Source organism: Pseudomonas sp. BN515 (assembly GCF_029873155.1).
In the GTDB taxonomy this organism is placed as follows: domain Bacteria; phylum Pseudomonadota; class Gammaproteobacteria; order Pseudomonadales; family Pseudomonadaceae; genus Metapseudomonas.
In genome coordinates this window covers 181177-200997 of record NZ_SSOH01000072.1, presented here as the reverse complement: position 1 = coordinate 200997, position 19821 = coordinate 181177, and the positions used below count along the sequence as shown (strand labels likewise).

The window sequence follows — 19821 nt, the reverse complement described above, 5'->3', positions numbered from 1 at the left end:
GATTTTACAGCCCTGTCTGATGGTGGCTCCCCATGCCCTATGCCGTGCCGTACCTACGTTTCAGCCACGTTTCCCAGCGGGCGGGATCGACTGTAGAGCGTCAGGAAGAAATGATTGGTAAGTGGCTGGCGGCGAATCCTGACTACACGCTGTTTACGCAGACGTTCAAGGACTTAGGCCGCTCTGGCTTCAAGGGCGCCCACCTCAAGCACAACTTCGGCAAGTTGCTACAGGCTGTCCGCGATGGGGCGATAAAGCCCGGTGATGTGATCCTGATTGAAGCCATTGATAGGGCAGGGCGCCTTGAGCCTCTGGAGATGTTCCCGCTTTTCTCAGAAATCGTGTTGGCGGGTGTCACCATCATTACGCTGGACGATGGCGCCCGGTACGACAGGGAATCGGTGAATAATCACAACCTGTTCCAACTGATCGGCAAGATTCAGCAGGCTTACAACTACAGTGCCACGCTGTCCCGCCGTGTACGGGAGAGCTACGTAAGTCGCCAGAAGAAAGCGAAGGATGGCGAGAAGGTCAAAATCCGCACGCCGATATGGCTCGATAAGGATGGCAAGCTGATCGATGATCTGGCCCCCCTGATTCGCCAATCCTTCGAAGACTTCGCCACGGGGATTGGCGAAAAACGCATTCACGCGCGTATCGCTGACAAGCATCCGCTGTTGGCCAAGCTGGACCCCACCACAATCCGCCGTTGGATGGGCCTGAAGGTTGCCATTGGTTATTGGGGCGATATCCCGGACGCTTTCCCGCCTGTCATTGATAGGGAGCTGTTCTACCGGGTACAGCAGCGGCTGAAACCTAATGCCAACGCTCCTACACCCGCAGCAGCGAGGAAGTATCTGCTGGCTGGCTTGGTACGGTGTGGCGTGTGTGGTGCGAATGCCACGGTGAAGGCTAACAAAGGCAAGGGGACGTTCTTCGTTTGCGGTAGGCGCCACCGCATTGGCCAGTTAGGTTGCACCAACAACACGTCGGTTCCGTATCTCCTATTCGATCAAATACGAAAATGGACCTCGGTTCCGTACGTGCAGGCGGCACTCAAACGTCAGCAGCTTTCAGAAAGTCAGAAGCAGGCCATCGTGGTCCGTGGTGAGTTGGATGATATCAACCAGCGTCTCGCCAACCTGTACGAGCTTGCGGAGCTTCGTATGACGGACCAGTTAAAACGTCGTATTCAGGTGTTGGTCGAAGCTCAGGATGAGAAGCAAGGCCGATTGAATTTCTTGGAGAGCGATAGCTCGCACATTGAGCCGGTCTTTGCACATGACGTAGGCGTATCTTTGGAATTTCTCGACGGTATGCGGCTGAACGCCATGCTGAAATCGGTGGATTACGCCATCGGTTTCTTCCCTGATGGCAGCATCACGGCCCCCAGCCCAAGCGGGGAAGACGTCATCAGTTACGCATACGCGGGGTATGCCCCTAAGCCCGCCATGTATCTGCTGGACACACCAGACGGGCGCCGGGAGTTCCCCAATCCATCCTCCAAGAAGCACCAGCCAAAGCCAAAGCTTGACGCTGCCGAGCCTCCCGAGTCGTAATGAAGGGCAGGGCGTTCATTGATAAAAGCCTATCGAAATGTATAGACAGATCTGTCTATTTCGTGCTACCCTAGGATTCCCCGCCAGCGTTAGCGAGGGGTAGGGAGTAGACCTGAATTCGCCCCGGCTGGGGCCAGTCCTCCCGGCTGCTAGCCCCCATCCTCTCCAATCTGCTTACAGTCAGTAGCCACAGGCGTTCCAGCCCGTTTCGCTAAAACGCAGCATAATTATCAACGTTGTATCAACGCCCCTGCGGGGATACCCCAATAGACAATTTAATAAGCCGTGGCTACGGCCAGTCACAGCCTGCGGCTAGCCGCTGTTTCTATGAATAAATACATTCCTGTATAAATTCATGCATTCCAGTTTCTATTAAAAATAAGGCTGCCAGCAGCATGACAACTGGCCGTGGCCACGGTTATTAACGTAAACTTCTAAACAATAAAAAAGTTAGAAAATAGTTGCTTTGTTTGCGTAATAATGATTGACAAATTGCACTTCTCATGCGAGAATATACATATGGGCTGGAGAAAAGTTTAAACAACTTCCTAGCCTCCTTCCGTAATACCAGCCCCACTCCGGGGCAACTCTCCTAGAATGAATTCTACAACCGGGCTTAATTCGGCCTCCATAGCACTTCGCCTGTAGTGCGGTTGGTAAATAGGTAGGGGAACTCCTTAGCGTGCCTTTATCAGCGGCATTCCCCGTAGCTGATAAACAGACCTGCGGTTAGCTCCGTCAGAACAACCCCGGCTGTGGTTGGGTCAAAACAGCGTCTAACCCTTCAACCGATACAAACCGGACATAGTTTGTAACTCCGCCGTGGCAAAACAAAAAGGGCACAAATGCGTGCCCTTTTTGTTCGTCTGGAGATTATGTAAATACATATTAAATAATTCAAAGGAGCCGTATATGGCCGTAGTAGTAAAAAATTGTGCATGCTGCGGGAAGCCAATTATAGCCCGTCGCAGCACGCGTAAGTTCTGTTCAACTTACTGCCAAGTTAAAGTGTTTCGTCACGAACAGCGTAAACGTAAATTGGCTGATGAAGCGGAGCTAATCCGCCAATTTGAAGAATCCCAGCTTGCAGGGGTAACAAATGGATAATTACCCCCGCTATTTGGTGATTGATCGATCTACCGGCTATGTAACCCATGCCATCGTATCAACCACAGTTCCAGTAAATTCCCCGTCCACATTGTTTGTATTAGCGGACTACGTAATGTTGCATCGCTTCAATGATGCAGTGGAAGCAGGGGAACAGATACATATAAACAAAATTCAACCACACACAATCTAACCAATCCCTAAGCGAGAGAGATAATATGACCTATACATAGAGAAACCCATGGCAAGTTATTTTCATATAAATTCACCCTCGAATTTAATCGTTGGCGTAATCGCCAGCAGCTACACCCCCACAGATACCAAAGTTGATAGGTTTATCCTAGCCACTGACAAGGCTCTGGATAAATACTACAAATGGTTGAAAACCAATTCCGAAGTCCTTCCCGATCTTGGCGAACTGATGATTATGTCGCCAACTGTTCACGATGCTGTGATTGACGGTAGGTCCGCCAAAGTAACTCCGCAAAGAATTTCTTACAGAGCGCCACAGCCTGAACGTGTAATTGATCGGGCTGCGTCCATCGCCAAATTTATTGCTGATAATCCCGGCTGCGATGAACACGAGTTACACCACGAATTCAACTGTGGATTGGTAGCTGGTCGTCAGTATCTCGCCCAATACGCTTGAACGTATTTCCTAGCTTACCGAGTCTTAAAACATGCAGTCCAAGGGGTTGCCCATCCTGCAAGTTTTACACGTCTACAAGCCCCGGATAACGGGGATTTAAACCTCGGAATTTGACGATTCCCCGACTATCTTGGAGTAAAACAATGAAGAAACACTATTTAGTGTATTCCAGTGTGGGAAGTGTTTACTTCGTACATTTGGAAGTAAAAGGCCGACACAGCATCAAGGACGTTGAAGATATGGTGTTGCACGTAGGCCCACGCTTAGGCACACGCCTAGAAGTGGTGGAGGTTAGTAAATGGCAGATTGCCGAATACTATTATCTAAAACAATTTTACGGAGACGATGGCGTTCCCGTTGAAATCTTGGCGATTCCTGATAGTCGCCCAAAATTAAGGTTAGTGAGATGAAATCCCTGACAACGTATTTGATTAAACACGTTCTCAGCGGCTGTTATGTTGCTGTAATCGAATCGCTCTTACCGCCAAAGCCTAGGGACGATTACGAATACATCGCTGTAACCCCTGAAACTGCCCGTAAATTCCAGAGACTCCAAGATAGACGTGGTAATGCTTGGATTCAACCTGACCAATTTTTAATTAAACCAATTTATACACTTTATTCTATTTAAGGAAATTCCTATGACACTTGTAAATTTCAACTTTGACGCTAATCAGCTCAAAGCCCTGCAAGAAACCGCCAAACTGAACTATCTAACCGATGAAGACAGCCCTATCAAAAAAGGGGCAATCGTAATTTGCTCCGGCGATTACGGGCAGCAGTTCCTACAAAAATATGCCAACATGATTAAGGCGGGCTACACCATTCCCGAAGGGAAACTAGCTGAACTATTCACTGTTTCCCACGGCTATAGTTACTGCTACCTGATTAAACCCCAGAAACTCCAATCCGCAGACCTGAAAGTAATTTATGCGGCAGTGGAAGAGGCTTACCGGGCTGAATTGGTACAGAAGAAAGCAGAGCATGTTGAACAGGTAGCCCGTGCCTCTGTGGCAATGAAGCTTCGCCAGCGTGAAGAAGAGAAAGCACGTCAGGAAGCCGAAGAGTTAGCCGCTGCAAGGGCAGAAGTCGAAGCCCTGTACGCCGAAGAATTGGAAGCGGCTAAAGCGGCCATTGAAAGCGAAGCTGCGTAATGGACGTTAAAGAAATCCTGCTGGCTAAATATGGAAAGCCAGACAGCGTGAACAAAGGGCCGGAGAAATCCGGCCTTGTTGTTAAAGCAGTCGATATTCCAAGGATTCAACTTGTAATGTCGACTGACGATTTTACGGCAGAAGAAATTTTCAAAGCATGTGGTGAATTCAACAGGGCTAACCCTAGATACATGAATAGCAGCTACACATTATTAACAGATTGGACATTGCCCACAGGCCACATTTTGAAGGCCGGTAGTTGGGTGTTTAGGTTAGATAATTTATGAGTTTAGAAAAAAATATTGCAACGCTAACAGGCACGCTAAAGTTCCACATCGACCAATCTGGTTTACAACGTTATCAAGTGATGCTGAATCAGCTACAGCAACGCATGGTTGGTATTGGTCATCTAGCTAAAAAGCTGGAGCGTCAGCTAGGGATTTTCCCGAAGTTAAATCTACAAAAGCAACTCCAGCAACAGCAGCGGTTAACCCGTGAGCAATTTCAGGCCACTTTACAAAACGGTAAGTTACAGGCCGTCCAGCAACAGCAAGCGTTAAAGGCCGCTGAACAACAAGCCAAGTTGGCAGAGCGTCAGCATAAAGCCAACATCGCGGCTGGCAAGGCAGCGGCACAGGAACAACGTAACGCGGCCCAGCAGCAGCGATTTAGCCTACAGGCCGAAGCCCAGCGTTTACGTATTGCCCAAGAAGCCCAGCGCCTCCAAACACGACATTCCCAAGCAGCAGCCGCAGCCAGTCGGGCCAGCGTTGCCCACCTTCGGGCAGAGCAAGCCTTACAGCGTGCCAATGCTCTTATTCAACCGCGTGTAAACGCCCTTACAAGCCGTTTAGGCGTGTTTGGCCATGCTGGGGCTGGTGGTGGTGTAGGGGCCGGCATTGGCGGCATGTTAGGCGGTTTCTCCGCCGCACAGGCCGGAGCTTTGGGGCTAGCCGCAGCATTCTCCACCGCCGTCATTGGCTTGAAGGCGTTTACAGATGCCGCCGTGGATGCTGGCGGTAAAGGCGCCGCTAGAAAGGCGCAATACAACGCAATTTTTAACAACGACAAGGGCCAGATTGAAGCCGCTGATAAGCGATTTATGGAGCTTGCCGACTTCCTTGGGGTGAATGCCCAAGAGCTTTCCCCTTCGTATACGTCCAGTCTCCAAAATATGACGGACGCGGGTATGACTGCCGATAAGTCGCAGGGCTTCCTAGGCGGACTATTAAAGTTTGCGAAAGGCTCCAACGTCAACACGGAAAGCCAGCAGTTAATCCTGAAAGCCATCGGCCAGAGTTTGAGCAAGGGACAGCTTATGTCCGAAGAGTGGAAATCACAGGTTGCTGAATCTCTTCCCGGTTCCAATAGGTTAGCGGCGCTCTCGTGGCAGGATGTACAGGGTGGTAAATTGACGGGGCAAAGAGCCGCTAAGGCATTCTCCGATGATATGGAAGACGCCAAGATTAAGGGCAACAAGCTTTTAGAATTCTTGGATGCACTGGGTAAACGCCTTGAGAAAGAAGCTAATCGAGGCGGAAAACTCGACACTGCAAGAAATAGTCACGAGTCGTATTTAAATCGTCGTGAGAACGCCAAGAATGAAGCCCTTGAGGCCGCATACAAGTATAACGACGGCCAGTTGGCCAAGAGCCGTAAACAGCTTGATGAAAGCATGGTGAAACTTTGGAAAGAAGCCACACCGTTTATCGAAAGAGCTGGGGCCGCTGGCGCCAAGCTTCTAGATAGTATGGACGGGACAACACGTATTGTTTCGGAATTGCTGGCATATTTTAACGGTAAGCCAAACGCTTTTAGTGACTTCCTAGCACCAGAAGACGCGGAACGCCTACGCGGTCTGTTGAATGAAGTAGTTGGTTTGTCCCGTAACCTTGGCGTGTTGGTTGGTGACATTGCGAAGGGCTGGCAGTTAATTTTCCAAGAAATGGAGAAGGCTGGCGTATTCGACACAATGTTGCAGAGTTTGCAAGACAGCCTAACCGCTACAAATAAAATCTTGGAAGGTTTACACGCCATTACGGAAGGTAAGTGGGAAATTGGCTTTAAGATAGTTATGGAGAACTTCAAAAACTCTCCCGCCAATCTGGTAAACAACCAAGTCCAATCCGCTAAGGCTAATCCGTCTACAAGCTTCGCTGAGCGTCTTGGTAAAACAGATTGGGCACAGCGTGTATTCGGTGGGGCTAACGTAATGCCACATATGCCAGAAGATGAGCAGACAAGCCGTAGTGATAAGCTGACGCAGTTTATTCAAGAAATCTCGCAGAAGTCTTTCCAGCTTCCACCTAACGTAGCTGCCAATATGTCAAGGGTGGAACAGCCATCGCCGCTATTGTCTCCAGTACCTACAGCTACCAGCAATACTACAACAAATAACTTTGGCGATATTGTTGTGAATGTCGAAGGCTCCGGCCTGAACGAACAGCAGCTAGCCCAAGCGGTTAGGTCTGGTGTTCACGGTGAAATGCAGAAGGCATTTAGGGGCTTGCAACAATGGAACCCCGAAGACGAATAAAACCGGGTAGGGGATACGTGCAGTATCCCCGCCCCTTCTCCATGGAATAAAAAATGAATTATTTGAAAATAGCCTTGCTCTGGCTTGCGTTGGTAATTTGCCCGCAACTTATTACGCTAAAAGTCGCAACATTCGTTTTCTCTAGCGAGTCCCACAGTCTGTATCGGCGTGTAGAGTTATTAATCGCTAATAACAATGAACAGCAACGCAATAGGCTAGCCACCATCAGCCAAATGGAAGCAAGGCTAGTAAAATACGATGGCGAATTGCTTGAAGAAGTTGATAAGCGGATTGCTCTGGCAATTCAGCGTCACGAACGAAACAAATATGAGGATTTGAGATGAAACGTTGCACATGCCGCACTTGTGGAGTGCTGTTCTACGTAACCAAAAACCGCCCGTTCTGTTCGGGCAACTGCCGTATGAATTTTAATGAAAAAGGAGCCAACCGTGTCGGGGCTACCAGCGAAGAAACAAACAGCCAGTAAACCACGCAAGAAGTTAAACACTACCAAAAAGTGTAAATCCTGCCGTAAGACTTTCCGTCCATCCACCGCATGGCAGGTGTATTGCAAAGCAGAATGTAAGTCCACACGAAAAGCCACTGATAAACGCAAAGCTATGGATGATTCCAGATTGGAACGCTTCCAGACAAGCGCCTTTGCGTATTACATGGCGGCAGAAGCCCAGCGAGCCGGAACATTAGATATTTTCCACGGCCACACTGTAGAAAGCTTGGTGGAGCTATACGATGTTTATAAATATTATCTGCGGGCTAATGGGTTTGGTGGTGAGGGGCGTTTGTATGCACTGGCCCACGTTCACCCGGTAAAACCAAAAGACAGCGATTACATCGGGCTAGTACATTCTGAAAATATATTTGTGTGTCCAGAACATCCAAACAAAAGCCATGGCAATAAATACTTTGGATATGGCAAGTGTATTCATCGCTCTAAAACGTCCGCTGCTAACTTTGTGTCCGAAGACGAATCCCGTAAAGGCATTATCCGCCGAATCATTCGCTATTTTGGTGAGGGTGTAGTTACAGAGTTTGCTAAGAGAGCCAAGGTACAGCCGACACAGCGTATTAAACGCATTACACAGCTAGAGCTATTCCTTGAAGAACTTGGCCTAACGCTAGACGAACTGCACGAATGCAGCACGGTAAAGCTTGGCCAGCTTCAAGCCCTGCTATCCGGGAAAGAAGTTTATAATTTCTCTACTAGCGGCCTAAGCCAAATTAGCGTGCTTATCCATGAGTTGGAGCGTCATGCTACATCCCGTCCTGATGATATTGCCGCTCTGGTTCCCCTGCTTGAACAATTACAAGAATTTGAAGCTGCTGCATTCATGGTAAATACAGTTCAGGTTCCCCAATCCGTAATCGATAAAGTGGCTATCTTTGGCTGGAAGGTAATGCACGGCCAACAGATGGATTTAGAATATGTACGGGACTTGCTCAAGCCATATTTGAAAGGGATTTGATGAAGGCGAAGCAGGTGTGTAGTAGAGACTTCAATCACAGAACTTTTCAAATACATGCCTCAACGCCAGTAATGGCGGGGCTTCCAGCATATTTGCATGTGTACATTCTGTGGTAGTTCTCTACTCGATTATATAGCGATGGCCATCGCCAGCCCCCTTCATTCAGGAATCATCCATAAGCTACAATGAGCCTTTCCATAGGGAGGGGGCGTTATGGACTTCAACGTATACAGTCGTAAAGGTTGGTTCCGGCTGTGGGTTGTACTTTCTGTTCTGTGGGGGGTATGGCTAGGATACATTGGGTACGCCGAGTTCCCCACTCTCGCCAAAATTGATGCCGCGTACACACGAGACAAGATCGCCATTAATAATGAATGGCAGCGTACTTTGAGCAAGCATGGAGGCCATGACCCGGTGCTAGAATTCGCAGAGAAGCAAGTTGACGAGACTAGGCGATTGGCGGTTCAGAATCTTCAGTCCAATCAGATTGAATATTGCGTAAAGTATCTGGCAATATGGATTGCAACATCCATTGCAGCTTATTGTTCTGTGCTATTATTCGCATGGATCATTCGTGGATTCAGAAAGCAGCAAGCGTAAACAATAAGCCCCGGCCTTGAGTCGGGGCTTTCAGAGGTTTTAACCCTCAAAAATCTGTCCCGCCTTTCGCAATCGTATCAACTACTGATCGTATAGCGCTGGCCAGCGCCTTACTACTACAAGCTGCGACAATGACAAGCCCCGGCCTTGAGCTGGGGCTTTTTTCATTCGGCGGTGTACTTATCCTTAATCATTAACAAGAAAGCTTTTGCGCCTTGGTTGGGGAAGAAGAAGGGAATCTTACTAATGTCCCAGTCTGTGGTTTTTATTTGTGATAAGGCATCCGGTTCTTCTTCGGGCCAGTTTATAAAGCTGTAAATTGCATAAACCGAATTTGGCTCAAGTTTATAGCCTATATAGAAAGTGGGAGCTTTTGAGGCTGAGAAGATTTTTTCAGGATCAAATAGGTCATAAAACTTTCTACGCCAGTGCGCTAACTCGCTGCCATACATCGCTTTGAAGCCGTCCGACTTAATCTTGGTGCCTAACTCTTGGGCAGCCAGTAGTAGCCTTGCACAATCAATCCAAGCTTGGCGGTTAGTTTTGGGGCGGGCGTATTGGTCATCCGTAATCGCTTCAAAAGCCCGCTCCAAACAGACGATGGCTTGCCGGTTGTAGCTTTCATCGTCCCGAAGCTGCCACTCCTTCCGCATAGCTTGGTTTTGCTGAATCACGTTCAACATCAGGCCGCCGAAGCTAAGGGCCGCAAGGATCGTTGCCAAGGTTCCGCCGATGTAATCACCAAACTGGCCCCAATGGGCGGGGTCGTCGCTCCATAAGTGATTATGGAAGTTCAAAATCCACGGCAGGGCAGTTACAAGTGTGGCCAGTACCAGAACGCCAAGGCCAATCCAAATCCAAGTTCGTTTGTTTTCCATCCCTAATCCTTATCAGCCGTGGAACAGGGCTCCACTGTCCCTGTAAACATTCGCCATGGTAGCCGGGAGCTAGTACGCAGCCCAGCGTTTACGGGAGCTGGTGTAGCGGATTGCCCAGCTTGGGCGTGCTTTTCGCAGTTAATTTTCAAAATCGCTCCAGATAATCCAAACGCATCCCGATTTGCCGAAAACACTGTTGCTCAAAAAAAGAACAGCCCTAGCCGTCCTACATGACAACGGCAGGAATGGGGGCGATAGCTGAAAGGGGGAGGTTGCTAGCCGTTATCTGTATGCATTGGGGTAAACCCTGACGACTACACACGGCTGAATACAAAGTCCGTATTCAATAGAGTTGATTTTGGAAATGAATACAGCCATACTCGCCACATCTAGAGGCAAATGAATACAGGGGGCAGGGAAATGGCACAGGTCGGATATGTACGGGTTAGCTCGGTAGACCAGAACACGGAACGTCAGTTGGATGGCGTACAGGTTGATAAGACATTCACGGATAAGGCATCCGGTAAAGATGTAATCCGCCCCCAGCTTCAAGCCATGCTGGAATACGTTCGGGAAGGGGACACTATCCACGTCCATTCGATTGATCGTCTGGCCCGTTCCCTTGCCGATCTACTGTCCCTAGTCGAATCCCTAAATGCCAAGGGCATCCACATCCGCTTCCACAAAGAACAGCTTGAGTTCACAGGGGAGAACAGCCCTATGCAAAAGCTGATGTTGTCGATGATGGGGAGCTTCGCAGAGTTCGAACGTTCGATGATTCGGGAACGCCAGCGGGAAGGCATCGCTAAGGCCAAGGATGCTGGCGTGTACAAAGGTCGCGTTAAGAAGGTGGATGATGATGCTATCCGGGCTGCTATCGCTGGTGGTTCGTCGTTCCGTCAGGCTGCGAAAGACTTGAATGTAAGCCTGTCCACAGTACAGCGAGCAATGAAGGGATAAGCCCCGTTATACGCCCCACAGAAGGCCGCCAGAGTGTGGCCTTTGTCATTTGTAGTATCCCTGAGTGGGGAAGACGTTCCACGTCTTCTAGACGCCTTCCAAGGCCGCTCACGCCTGTCGATATTATGAGAAAACAAACGTTTCCATTGGCCCCCTTTGCGGGGTGTTAAGCGCCTAGGAGAGAGCCTTGATACTTTTCCGGCCTGAATTCCAAACGCTAAAAAATGGGGCTGTTTTCTGCCGGGGCGGGACAAGGAATTTGCCGGGGAAAAGGGGGTTAGGTTTGGCAGGGGAATGCCCGCTGTAGGGCAAAAAACACAAGGGCGCCATCATCGTGATGAAGTTGCTCGGGGTTCTCCGTCATGAATTTCACAACAATTCTCGCCACCTGTATCCCTGATACTGGTTGCTCAGGTAGACAAGTCTGCGCCCTTTTGGGAAGGCCCGGATTGGTTAGCCCGCGTAGGGATGTCACGCCATTGATTACTCCGAGGCAATACCCTGCACTAAACGAATCGCCTTCCGCCCCGTTGCTATCCGTAAAGCGAATCATGGACTGACAGTGTTGGAGTAACTCGTTCCCATCCGCCATTGCCCCGGTTGCCCACACCAGCCCAACCAACCCTGCAACAATTCCTTTCATCTGCTGTCTCCTTGATGGTGTAGTGATTTCAGTGTGCCAGCCGGTCACAGGGGGCAGCAACACGGACGTTAACCCGTTCTGTCACCATGCTTCGTCTCAAAGGAAACGGTGTTTCAGGGCGGTTTTATGATTGGTAGTAACAGCGGCGATTATTGGTTGCAAACTCCTGCCCCATCCCACGCGCGGAAGGAATGACGTGAACGCGACTCTCACGGATGACGACGCCGCCTTGCTGCGGCGTTACCGGAATGGCGATGCCGAGGCCTTTGGCGTGCTTTACGCGCGCCATCGCCTCGGCCTCTACCGTTTTCTCTGCGGCCTGTGCGGCGACGGCGCGCTGGCCGAGGAAATCTTCCAGGAGACCTGGCTGAACCTGATCCGCAGCGAGTCATCGCCACTCGGGCAGGCCAGCTTCAAGACCTGGCTCTACCAGATCGCCCGCAATCGCCTGATCGACCATTGGCGCAAGCACGGCCGCCTCCAGGGCCGTGAAGAAGCCTTCGATGAGACGTTGCACGGCGAGGCGCTGCCGGGAGAGAGCCCGGACCCCGAGCGGGAACTTTCCCTCAGCCAGGACCAGCAGCGCCTGCGCGCGGCCCTGGACGAACTGCCGGGTGAGCAGCGCGAGGTATTCCTGCTGCGCGCCCACGGTGACCTGGAACTGACCGAGATCGCCGAACTTACCCGCACCCCCGCAGAGACGGTGAAGAGCCGTCTGCGCTATGCGTTGCAGAAGTTGCGTCGGCTGTTGGCCGACCCGGCTGCGGCCGAGGAGGTATCCGCATGAACCAAGACCCGCACAAGCCGGACGCCATGGAACGGGAACTGCTCGAACACTATCGCCGCCACAGCCACGATGAACCGTCGGCGTCGCTGGACCAGCGCATCCTCGCCGCGGCGGCTGCCCAGGCCGCCCAGAACCGGCCTGAACGTCGCCCGTCGTTCGGTGAGCGTCTGCACACCTGGCTGTTTGGCGCTGGCGGCCGGCAGCGTTGGACAGTCGCCGTGGCCGGCTTCGCTACCCTGGGCATTGGCCTGAGCCTGACCCTGCGCACCCAGGACGAGGCCCAGCAGCGCTTCGACGCGCCGCCTGCCAGCCCCGCGCAGTACTCCGCGCCGGCCCCGGCCGCCGCGCCCATGTCCAGAGCCGCACCGGCCACGCTCGCCAGCCCCCCGGCCCAGGCTGAGAAGAAGGCGTCGGCCATGGCCGATAGCGTCAGTGAAGAGGCTCGGCAGGCGGAGTCCATGCACCTGGAGAAGGCGGCACCCAAGACGGAGATGGCCAAGGCCAAGGCGGCGGCGCCTGCCGAACTCGACGCTGACCTGCGCCGCGTGCTGGAACTGGAGAAGGCGGGTAAGCGCGAGGAAGTGCACAAGCTGCTGGACGAGCTGCAGGCGCGCTATCCGCAGCGAGATATCGCGGCAGAACTGCGTGCGCTGGAAGGGGAGCGTTGAAGGCGATCACGGCGGACTTGCCACGATGCTGGCCAAGGTGGAGCATTGCGCCATCTTCGCCCTGGCAAGTGCTTTCATGCGTTCGATTCATCTGCTTTGTGCCGCTGTGGCACTGACCCTGCTGGCGGCCTGCGACAAGGAAGCGCCGTCCCAGCCCCAAACGCCTCCGGCGCCGCCGCCGCTGACTTCCAGCCCGGCGCCGGAGCCGACCGCGCCCGTGGAGCCGCCGCCCGCGCCTGAGTCCAAGCCGACTCCACCGCCGCCCGCGCCGACACCGAAACCCGCGCCAACGCCTCCCGCCCCGGCCAAGCCGGCCGAACCGGCGGCAGAGTCGGCTGCCACGGCCCCGCTGCCCGCAGCCAAGCTCGACCTCAGCCTGCCGAAGGATCTGGTGGATCAGTTGCAGCCGACCGAGGCAGCGGCCGACCTGCCTGACCAGCAGCTATTGCCGCAGATGTTCGTGGAAAAACCCGTCCCGGAAAGCCCGTTCCAGCTCAATGGCAAACTGATCACCAATGAGCGGGAAGACGATTACTGGCGTTCGGTGGAAGGCGCCGAGCTGCAGTTCGAGTTCAAGCGCTGATCGCGTGGTCATGCCTGGCTTTTGAGTAGGAGCGAGCTTGCTCGCGAAAGGCCAGGCTCAAAAGCTTCGCGAGCAAGCTCGCTCCTACAAAATCGCAACTCCCTTCAGCCTCGTAGGGTGGATGGCGCTTTTCCATCCACCAGCGTCGCATTGCCGGGCCGCGAATGGTGGACCGGTGAAGCGTGCTCCGCTCTACGGCTGGGTTTTGAGTAGGAGCGAGCTTGCTCGCGAAGAGGCCAGGCCCAAAGGGTTCGCGAGCAAGCTCGCTCCTACAGAATCACAAAACCCTTTTCAGAAACGATAGTCTCCGCGCTGGATCGCCTGATACAGCGGCCCGTCCAGCGGGCGGAAATGGGCTTCGCCGGGCAACCGGGCGAAGAGGGGCTCGTTCACCGCATCCGGGTCGTAGGCCTGCTTCTTCAGGTCCGTCTTCCTGTACTTGAAGGTGCCCGTGGTCTCCACTTCCGCCAGCAGGCGCACGAACAGCGGTGAGGCGTAGGCCGGCAGTTCGCGATCCAGGTGAACGGCCAGGGCCTGGCCATCCAGCTGCGCGCCACTGCCCAGGCGCAGGGCGGCCATGCCGCAACGACCGTTGGTGCCGGGAATCTCCACGCCGTAGACCACCGCATCTTCCACGCCGGGGAAGGCGCCGAGGGCGTTTTCGACCTCGGTGGTGGAGACGTTCTCGCCTTTCCAGCGGAAGGTGTCGCCGAGGCGGTCGACGAACTGCGCGTGCTTGCAGCCGATGCCGCGCATCAGGTCGCCGGTGTTGAACCAGGCGTCACCCTTCTTGAACACATCCCGCAGGATCACCGCTTCGCTCTTGGCCGGGTCGGTGTAGCCGTCGAAGGGCCACTTGTCGCTGATTTCGCTGATCAGCAGGCCCGTTTCGCCCTTGCCGACTTCTTCCATCAGGCCCCGGTGGTCCCGTAGCGGACGGTCGTTTTCCAGGTCATAGCGGACGATGGCGAAGGTGGCCGGCGAAAAGCCCACCGTATTGTCGAAGTTGAACACGTTGGTGAAGCCGATGTTGCCCTCGCTGGAGGCGTAGAACTCCATCACCCGTTCGATGCCGAAGCGCGTCTTGAACTCGGCCCAGATCGACGGGCGCAGGCCGTTGCCGATCATGCAGGTCAGGCTGTTGCCCTGTTCCTCGGGGCAGGGCGGCTGGTTCAGCAGGTAGCGGCAGAGCTCGCCGATGTAGCCGAAGCAGGTGGCCTGATAGCGGGCCACGTCCTTCCAGAAGTTGCTGGCGGAGAACTTGCGGCGCAGGGCGATGGCGGCGCCACCGGCCAGCACCGAGGCCCAGCTCACGGTGACCGCGTTGTTGTGGTAGCAGGGCAGGGTCAGATAGAAGACGTCGTTCTCGCCGAGGCCCAGGCCCGAGTGGCCGAAACCACCGAAGGCCTTGATCCACTTGCCATGGCTGAGGATGGACGCCTTGGGCAGGCCGGTGGTGCCCGAGGTGTAGATGTAGAAGCAGGCGTCCTTGAGGCGGACCTGGCCGGTTTCCACCGGGTTGTCGCTGGACTGACCCAAGGCCAGGCGCATCAGGTTCTGCCAGCCGGGTGGGGTGTCGCCGGGGGCGGTCAGGCAGTCACCATCGGCCACCCAGTAGCAGCGGCGGGCATCCTCCAGTTCAGCGCGGACTTCGTCGAAAGCGCCGCGCAGTTCCTCCCCCACCACAAAGTGCCGGGCCTTGACCAGGTTGAGGCTGTGGCTCAGCACCTTGCCGCGCTGGGTGGTGTTCACCAGGGCGGCGATGGCACCCAGCTTGGCCAGGGCACCAAGAACCGCCAGCACTTCGATGCGGTTCTCCAGCATCACCGCCACGACGCTGCCGTGTGCCACGCCTTCGGCTTTCAGGGCGTGGGCCAGGCGATTGCTCCAGGCATTGAAGTCGGCATAGCTGATCCGGCGTTGTTCATCGATCACGGCCGGGCGCTCGGGGTACAGCCGCGCAGCGCGTTCCAGAGCCCAACCCAGGGACAACGCCTTTTCGCGGTTGCGGATGCCGGTGTAGTAGAGGCCCAGCACCATGCGCGGCAAGCGCGGAAGGTTGGCCGGCAGGCGGGCGATGAAGCTCAGCGGAGAGATCAGATCGACTTGGCTCATGGTTCTCGCGTGTTGTCGTTGTTGTACGCAGATGTGCCCCTGACTCTAGAGCGGTCGACCGGGCCCCGCCATGACCCTGGCGCGGCGGGGGAAGGGCAGATGGGCAAATGGTGGTGGCGGTGGCGAACAACTGTTGTAGGGGCGAATTCATTCGCCAAACAGTCCGCAGGACTGCCCGGCACGGCATGGGGCTGCTGCGCAGCCCTTGGCGAATGAATTCGCCCCTACAGGCTCATCGGCTGCCGCGCGGAATCAGTCCAGGAACAGATCCGGCACCAGCGAGCCGCCCTGCGGGTCGTAGCGGTACTGCTCGAAGTCGGTCTGGCCCTGTTCGCGCAGGATTTCTTCGTCGATCAGCAGGCGGCCAGTGATGCTGCGACCCTGGCTTGCCAGGATGGCGTAGGCGGCGTCGGCCATGATCGCGGGCGTGCGTGCGCGCTTGAAGGCGTCGCGGCTACCCAGTTCGAACTCGATGGCGGCGGTGGCGATCATGGTTTGCGGCCAGAGCGAGTTGACGCTGATACCGTACTTCTTGAACTCCTCGCTCATGCCCAGCGTGAGCATGCTCATGCCGTACTTGGTGACGGTGTAGGGGCCGTGCTGGGCAAACCATTTGGGTGCGAGGTTGAGTGGTGGTGAAAGGTTGATGATGTGGCTGTTGGCGCTTTGCTTCAGAAAGGGCAATGCGGCCTGGCTGCAGACCATCACCGCGCGGGTGTTGATCTGATACATCAGGTCGAAGCGTTTGGGGTCCAGGCGTTCTACGCCCACCAGCTTGATGGCGCCGGCATTGTTGATCAGGGCATCGATGCCGCCGAAGTGTTCGGCGGCCTTGGTCATGGCCTCGCGCACGGCGTTCTCGTCGCGCACGTCCAGTTGCAGGGGCAGGGCCTTGCCGCCGGCGGCGTCCACTTCCTCGGCGACGCTGAAGATGGTGCCGGGGAGTTTCGGATGGGGCTCGGCGCTTTTGGCGGCGATGACGATATTGGCGCCATCGGCGGCGGCGCGCAGGGCAATCTCGCGGCCGATGCCACGGCTGGCGCCGGTGATGAACAGGGTTTTGCCGGAAAGGGACATTGCGTTGCTCCTGTTGTGATTCTTATTTTGTTCAGGGGGCAGTTCGCGAGCAGAGCTCGCTCCTACGGAAAGCATTCGGTTACAGGGCTTCCTCGACTTCCACCAGCAACTGGCGGCTCTTCACCTGGTCGCCGCGGCTGACCTGGACGCGGCGGATCACGCCGTCCACGCCGGCCTTCAGCGGGTGCTCCATCTTCATGGCTTCCAGCACCACCAGCAGTTGGCCCTTGCCGACCCGATCACCCTCGCTCACCAGCACCTCGACGATGGCGCCATCCATGGGCGCCTTCACCGTGCCGGAGGCGGCGCCGGCCTGTCCGCCAGCGGGCTCGTGGGTGATGTCCTGCAGTTCCAGGTTACCGTTCTGGCCGAACAGCCAAAGCTGCGTGGCCTGTTGGTGGTAGGCGACGCGGCGACGGATGCCGTCCAGTTCCATCACTGCCCAGCGGCCATCGGCGCTCACCAGGCGGACTGCAACTTCGGTGTCATTCACCCTTGCCAGCAGGCGCGGTTGCTGGCCGGCGTCTTGCACCGCCAGTTCCACGCCGTGCTTCTGCTCGCCCTGGCGCAGAACCAGGCGCCAGGGCGCGCTGCCGGCGCTGCGCCAGCCGGCGAGGCCACCCTGGTGGGCACTGGCGGCGGCAGAGGTCTGGTAGAGCAGGGTGGCGGCCATCGCCAGCTCGGCCGGAGATGCTGCCTGCGGTGTCAGGCTCGGGTCGGCGCCGAAGGTTTCGCCGATGAAGGCGGTGGTGGCTTCCCCGGCGGCGAACTGCGGGTGGCGCAACAGATTGGCGAGGAAGCGCTGGTTGCCCTTCACGCCGAGGAGCACACAATCCTCCACGGCGCGAGCCAGCTTGCGCCGGGCTTCCTCGCGGGTAGCGCCCCAGGCGATTACCTTCGCCAGCATGGGGTCGTAGAAGGGCGTCACGGCCTGGCCTTCCACCAGACCGTGGTCGATTCGGATTCCCTCCAGCTCAGCCGGCTCCCAGCGCAACACGTCGCCGGTCTGGGGCAGGAAGCCCGCAGCCGGGTCTTCGGCGTAGAGGCGCACTTCCATGGCATGGCCGTTGAGGCGGATCTCGTCCTGCTTCAATGGAAGCGGTTGGCCCTCGGCCACGCGAATCTGCCAGGCGACCAGGTCCTGGCCGGTGATCAGTTCGGTCACCGGGTGCTCGACCTGCAGACGGGTGTTCATTTCCAGGAAGTAGAAGGCGCCGCTGGCATCCAGCAGAAATTCCACCGTGCCGGCACCCACGTAGCTCACTGTGCGTGCGGCCTTCACCGCGGCTTCGCCCATGGCCTGGCGCAGTTCGGGCGTCATGACCGGGCAGGGGGCTTCTTCGATGACTTTCTGGTGGCGACGCTGCACGGAGCAGTCCCGCTCGCCCAGGTAGACGAGGTTGCCGTGCTGGTCGCCGAACACCTGGATTTCCACATGGCGCGGCCGGATCACGGCCTTTTCAAGGATCAGCTCGGCGCTGCCGAAGGCATTCAGCGCTTCCGAGCGGGCCGTGCGCAGTTGCGTCGTCAGCTCATCCGCGCCGTTCACCAGGCGCATGCCGCGTCCGCCGCCGCCGGCGCTGGCCTTGATCATCAGTGGGTAGCCGATGCGGGTGGCTTCGCGGGCCAGCGTGGCGTCGTCCTGCTCGGCCCCTTCGTAGCCGGGAATGCACGGCACACCAGCTTCGAGCATGGCCAGCTTGGACAGGCGCTTGCTGCCCATCAGGTGGATGGCATCCACAGTGGGGCCGATGAAGATGATGCCGGCGGCCTCGCAGGCGCGGGCGAATTCGGCGTTCTCGGAGAGGAAGCCATAGCCGGGGTGAACGGCGTCGGCGCCGGTCTTCCGGGCCGCTTCGAGGATGGCTGCGACCGACAGGTAGGATTGCCCCACGGGCGCCGGGCCAATGCACACCGCCTCGTCCGCCAGTTGCACATGGCGAGCGTCGGCGTCGGCTTCGCTATAGACGGCAACGGTGCGATAGCCGAGCGCCCGGGCGGTGCGCATTACCCGGCAGGCGATCTCGCCGCGGTTGGCAATCAGGATCTTGTTGAAGCTGGGCATATTCTCTGGCTCCTCGGATTCTATTCCCCGCTCCCCTTGGGGGAGGGGCCAGGGGTGAGGGAACCACCTGCGCGCGGCGGGATTCCCCTCACCCCAACCCTCTCCCGGCGGGAGAGGGAGTAAAGGCTCACTGCGCCCAGGTGGGCTTGCGCTTCTGCACGAAGGCCAGGGTGCCCTCGGTACCTTCGGGGCCGGTGACGGCAGCGGCGAACTGCTCGGCGGCATGGTCCAGCAGGGCAGCCAGCGGCTCGTCTTCGGTGGCCAGCAGCAGGGCCTTGGTCCGGGCATTGGCACCAGGCGCGCAGCGCCGGATCTGTTCCAGGCTCTCGGCCAGGCGCTGCTCCACGCCGACCGTATCGGCCTCGGCGAAGTGCACCAGGCCCAGGCTCAGGGCCTCGGCGCCATCGAAGCGCGCCGCGGTGAGCGCCAGGCGGCGCGCCTGGGTCAGGCCGATGCGCTTGACCACGAAGGGCGCAATCTGCGCCGGCAGTAGGCCGAGGCTGGTTTCCGGCAGGCCGAACTGGGCGCCGGCGTGGGCGATAGCGATATCGGAGACGCAAGCCAGGCCGAATCCGCCGCCCAGCACCGCGCCTTCGAGCACCGCCACCAGCACCTGGGGCTGCGCCTGGGCTTCCTCCAGCAGGCTGCCGAAGGCACGGTTCAGGTTGCGGTAGGCGTCGTTGCCAGCCGCTCGGGCGCTGGCCATGTCCTTGATATCGCCGCCGGCGCAGAAGTGCCCGCCGGCACCGCGCAGCACCAGGGCGCGCACATCGGAGTCGGCGCGCACGGCAGCCAGAACTGCACGCAGTTCCTCGACCATGGCCAGGCTCATGGCGTTGCGACTGTCCGGCCGGTTGAGGGTGATGTGCAGCACGCCGGCGGCCTGTTCCAGCAGCAGGGTTTCGCAGTTCGGCAATTCATTCATGCCGGCATCCTCGTCAGGGTGTTGCAGGAGC

At 56.4% G+C, this 19821-nt stretch carries 19 protein-coding genes; 14 read left to right on the top strand and 5 right to left on the bottom strand.

Annotated features, from left to right (window positions below; all coding sequences use genetic code 11):
• Positions 1 to 32: 32 nt before the first annotated feature.
• The 10 genes from E8E91_RS18995 to E8E91_RS18950 all read left to right on the top strand — a co-directional run bounded on the left by E8E91_RS18995 (position 33) and on the right by E8E91_RS18950 (position 9089).
• A complete protein-coding gene (locus E8E91_RS18995) occupies positions 33 to 1559 on the top strand; it encodes a recombinase family protein (protein ID WP_280377790.1) in 1527 nt (508 codons plus the stop codon).
• 912 nt (positions 1560 to 2471) lie between these two features.
• Positions 2472 to 2666, top strand: coding sequence for a hypothetical protein (locus E8E91_RS18990; protein WP_280377787.1), 195 nt, complete (start codon positions 2472 to 2474; stop codon positions 2664 to 2666).
• A 241-nt stretch (positions 2667 to 2907) separates the two neighbouring features.
• The gene (locus E8E91_RS18985) at positions 2908 to 3315 is read left to right on the top strand and encodes a hypothetical protein (RefSeq protein WP_280377785.1); all 408 of its coding nucleotides are present in this window, start codon (positions 2908 to 2910) and stop codon (positions 3313 to 3315) included.
• 143 nt (positions 3316 to 3458) lie between these two features.
• A complete protein-coding gene (locus E8E91_RS18980; protein ID WP_280377782.1) occupies positions 3459 to 3725 on the top strand; it encodes a hypothetical protein in 267 nt (88 codons plus the stop codon).
• Positions 3726 to 3956: 231 nt separating this feature from the next.
• Positions 3957 to 4469 (top strand): hypothetical protein, encoded by a 513-nt coding sequence (locus E8E91_RS18975; protein WP_280377779.1) that lies wholly within the window; start codon positions 3957 to 3959, stop codon positions 4467 to 4469.
• Positions 4469 to 4756 carry a hypothetical protein gene (locus E8E91_RS18970; RefSeq protein WP_280377777.1) on the top strand — a complete coding sequence of 96 codons (288 nt, stop codon included), beginning with the start codon at positions 4469 to 4471 and terminating at the stop codon, positions 4754 to 4756. The genes E8E91_RS18975 and E8E91_RS18970 overlap by 1 nt, the downstream gene beginning before the upstream one ends.
• A complete protein-coding gene (locus E8E91_RS18965; RefSeq protein WP_280377774.1) occupies positions 4753 to 7005 on the top strand; it encodes a tape measure protein in 2253 nt (750 codons plus the stop codon). Before E8E91_RS18970 ends, E8E91_RS18965 begins: the two co-directional genes overlap by 4 nt.
• A 53-nt stretch (positions 7006 to 7058) precedes the next feature.
• On the top strand, positions 7059 to 7349 hold the full coding sequence (locus tag E8E91_RS18960) for a hypothetical protein (protein ID WP_280377772.1): 291 nt from the start codon (positions 7059 to 7061) through the stop codon (positions 7347 to 7349).
• An 87-nt stretch (positions 7350 to 7436) separates the two neighbouring features.
• Positions 7437 to 8489, top strand: a complete 1053-nt coding sequence (locus E8E91_RS18955) for a hypothetical protein (protein WP_280377770.1) — start codon at positions 7437 to 7439, stop codon at positions 8487 to 8489.
• A 213-nt stretch (positions 8490 to 8702) separates the two neighbouring features.
• Positions 8703 to 9089 (top strand): hypothetical protein, encoded by a 387-nt coding sequence (locus E8E91_RS18950; RefSeq protein ID WP_280377768.1) that lies wholly within the window; start codon positions 8703 to 8705, stop codon positions 9087 to 9089.
• A gap of 164 nt (positions 9090 to 9253) precedes the next feature.
• Here the strand turns inward: E8E91_RS18950 and E8E91_RS18945 are convergent, their stop codons facing one another.
• Entirely contained in the window at positions 9254 to 9967 is a 714-nt protein-coding gene (locus E8E91_RS18945; RefSeq protein WP_280377766.1) for a hypothetical protein, read from the bottom strand.
• Positions 9968 to 10387: 420 nt separating this feature from the next.
• On the opposite strand from E8E91_RS18945, the gene E8E91_RS18940 reads away from it, so the two are divergent.
• The 4 genes from E8E91_RS18940 (at position 10388) to E8E91_RS18925 (ending at position 13608) form a co-directional block, all read left to right on the top strand.
• Entirely contained in the window at positions 10388 to 10927 is a 540-nt protein-coding gene (locus E8E91_RS18940; RefSeq protein WP_280377763.1) for a recombinase family protein, read from the top strand.
• A gap of 839 nt (positions 10928 to 11766) precedes the next feature.
• On the top strand, positions 11767 to 12357 hold the full coding sequence (locus tag E8E91_RS18935; RefSeq protein WP_280363833.1) for an RNA polymerase sigma factor: 591 nt from the start codon (positions 11767 to 11769) through the stop codon (positions 12355 to 12357).
• Positions 12354 to 13025 (top strand): hypothetical protein, encoded by a 672-nt coding sequence (locus tag E8E91_RS18930; RefSeq protein ID WP_280377761.1) that lies wholly within the window; start codon positions 12354 to 12356, stop codon positions 13023 to 13025. The genes E8E91_RS18935 and E8E91_RS18930 overlap by 4 nt, the downstream gene beginning before the upstream one ends.
• A 25-nt stretch (positions 13026 to 13050) precedes the next feature.
• A complete protein-coding gene (locus E8E91_RS18925; RefSeq protein ID WP_280377759.1) occupies positions 13051 to 13608 on the top strand; it encodes a hypothetical protein in 558 nt (185 codons plus the stop codon).
• Positions 13609 to 13899: 291 nt separating this feature from the next.
• Here the strand turns inward: E8E91_RS18925 and E8E91_RS18920 are convergent, their stop codons facing one another.
• The 4 genes from E8E91_RS18920 to atuE form a co-directional block, all read right to left on the bottom strand.
• Positions 13900 to 15723 carry a long-chain-acyl-CoA synthetase gene (locus tag E8E91_RS18920; protein ID WP_280377756.1) on the bottom strand — a complete coding sequence of 608 codons (1824 nt, stop codon included), beginning with the start codon at positions 15721 to 15723 and terminating at the stop codon, positions 13900 to 13902.
• Between the two features lie 252 nt (positions 15724 to 15975).
• Entirely contained in the window at positions 15976 to 16800 is an 825-nt protein-coding gene (locus tag E8E91_RS18915; RefSeq protein ID WP_280377754.1) for an NAD(P)-dependent oxidoreductase, read from the bottom strand.
• 79 nt (positions 16801 to 16879) lie between these two features.
• Positions 16880 to 18865 (bottom strand): geranyl-CoA carboxylase subunit apha, encoded by a 1986-nt coding sequence (gene atuF / locus E8E91_RS18910; RefSeq protein ID WP_280377753.1) that lies wholly within the window; start codon positions 18863 to 18865, stop codon positions 16880 to 16882.
• 127 nt (positions 18866 to 18992) lie between these two features.
• Positions 18993 to 19790 carry an isohexenylglutaconyl-CoA hydratase gene (atuE, locus tag E8E91_RS18905; protein WP_280377751.1) on the bottom strand — a complete coding sequence of 266 codons (798 nt, stop codon included), beginning with the start codon at positions 19788 to 19790 and terminating at the stop codon, positions 18993 to 18995.
• Between the last annotated feature and the right edge of the window lie 31 nt (positions 19791 to 19821).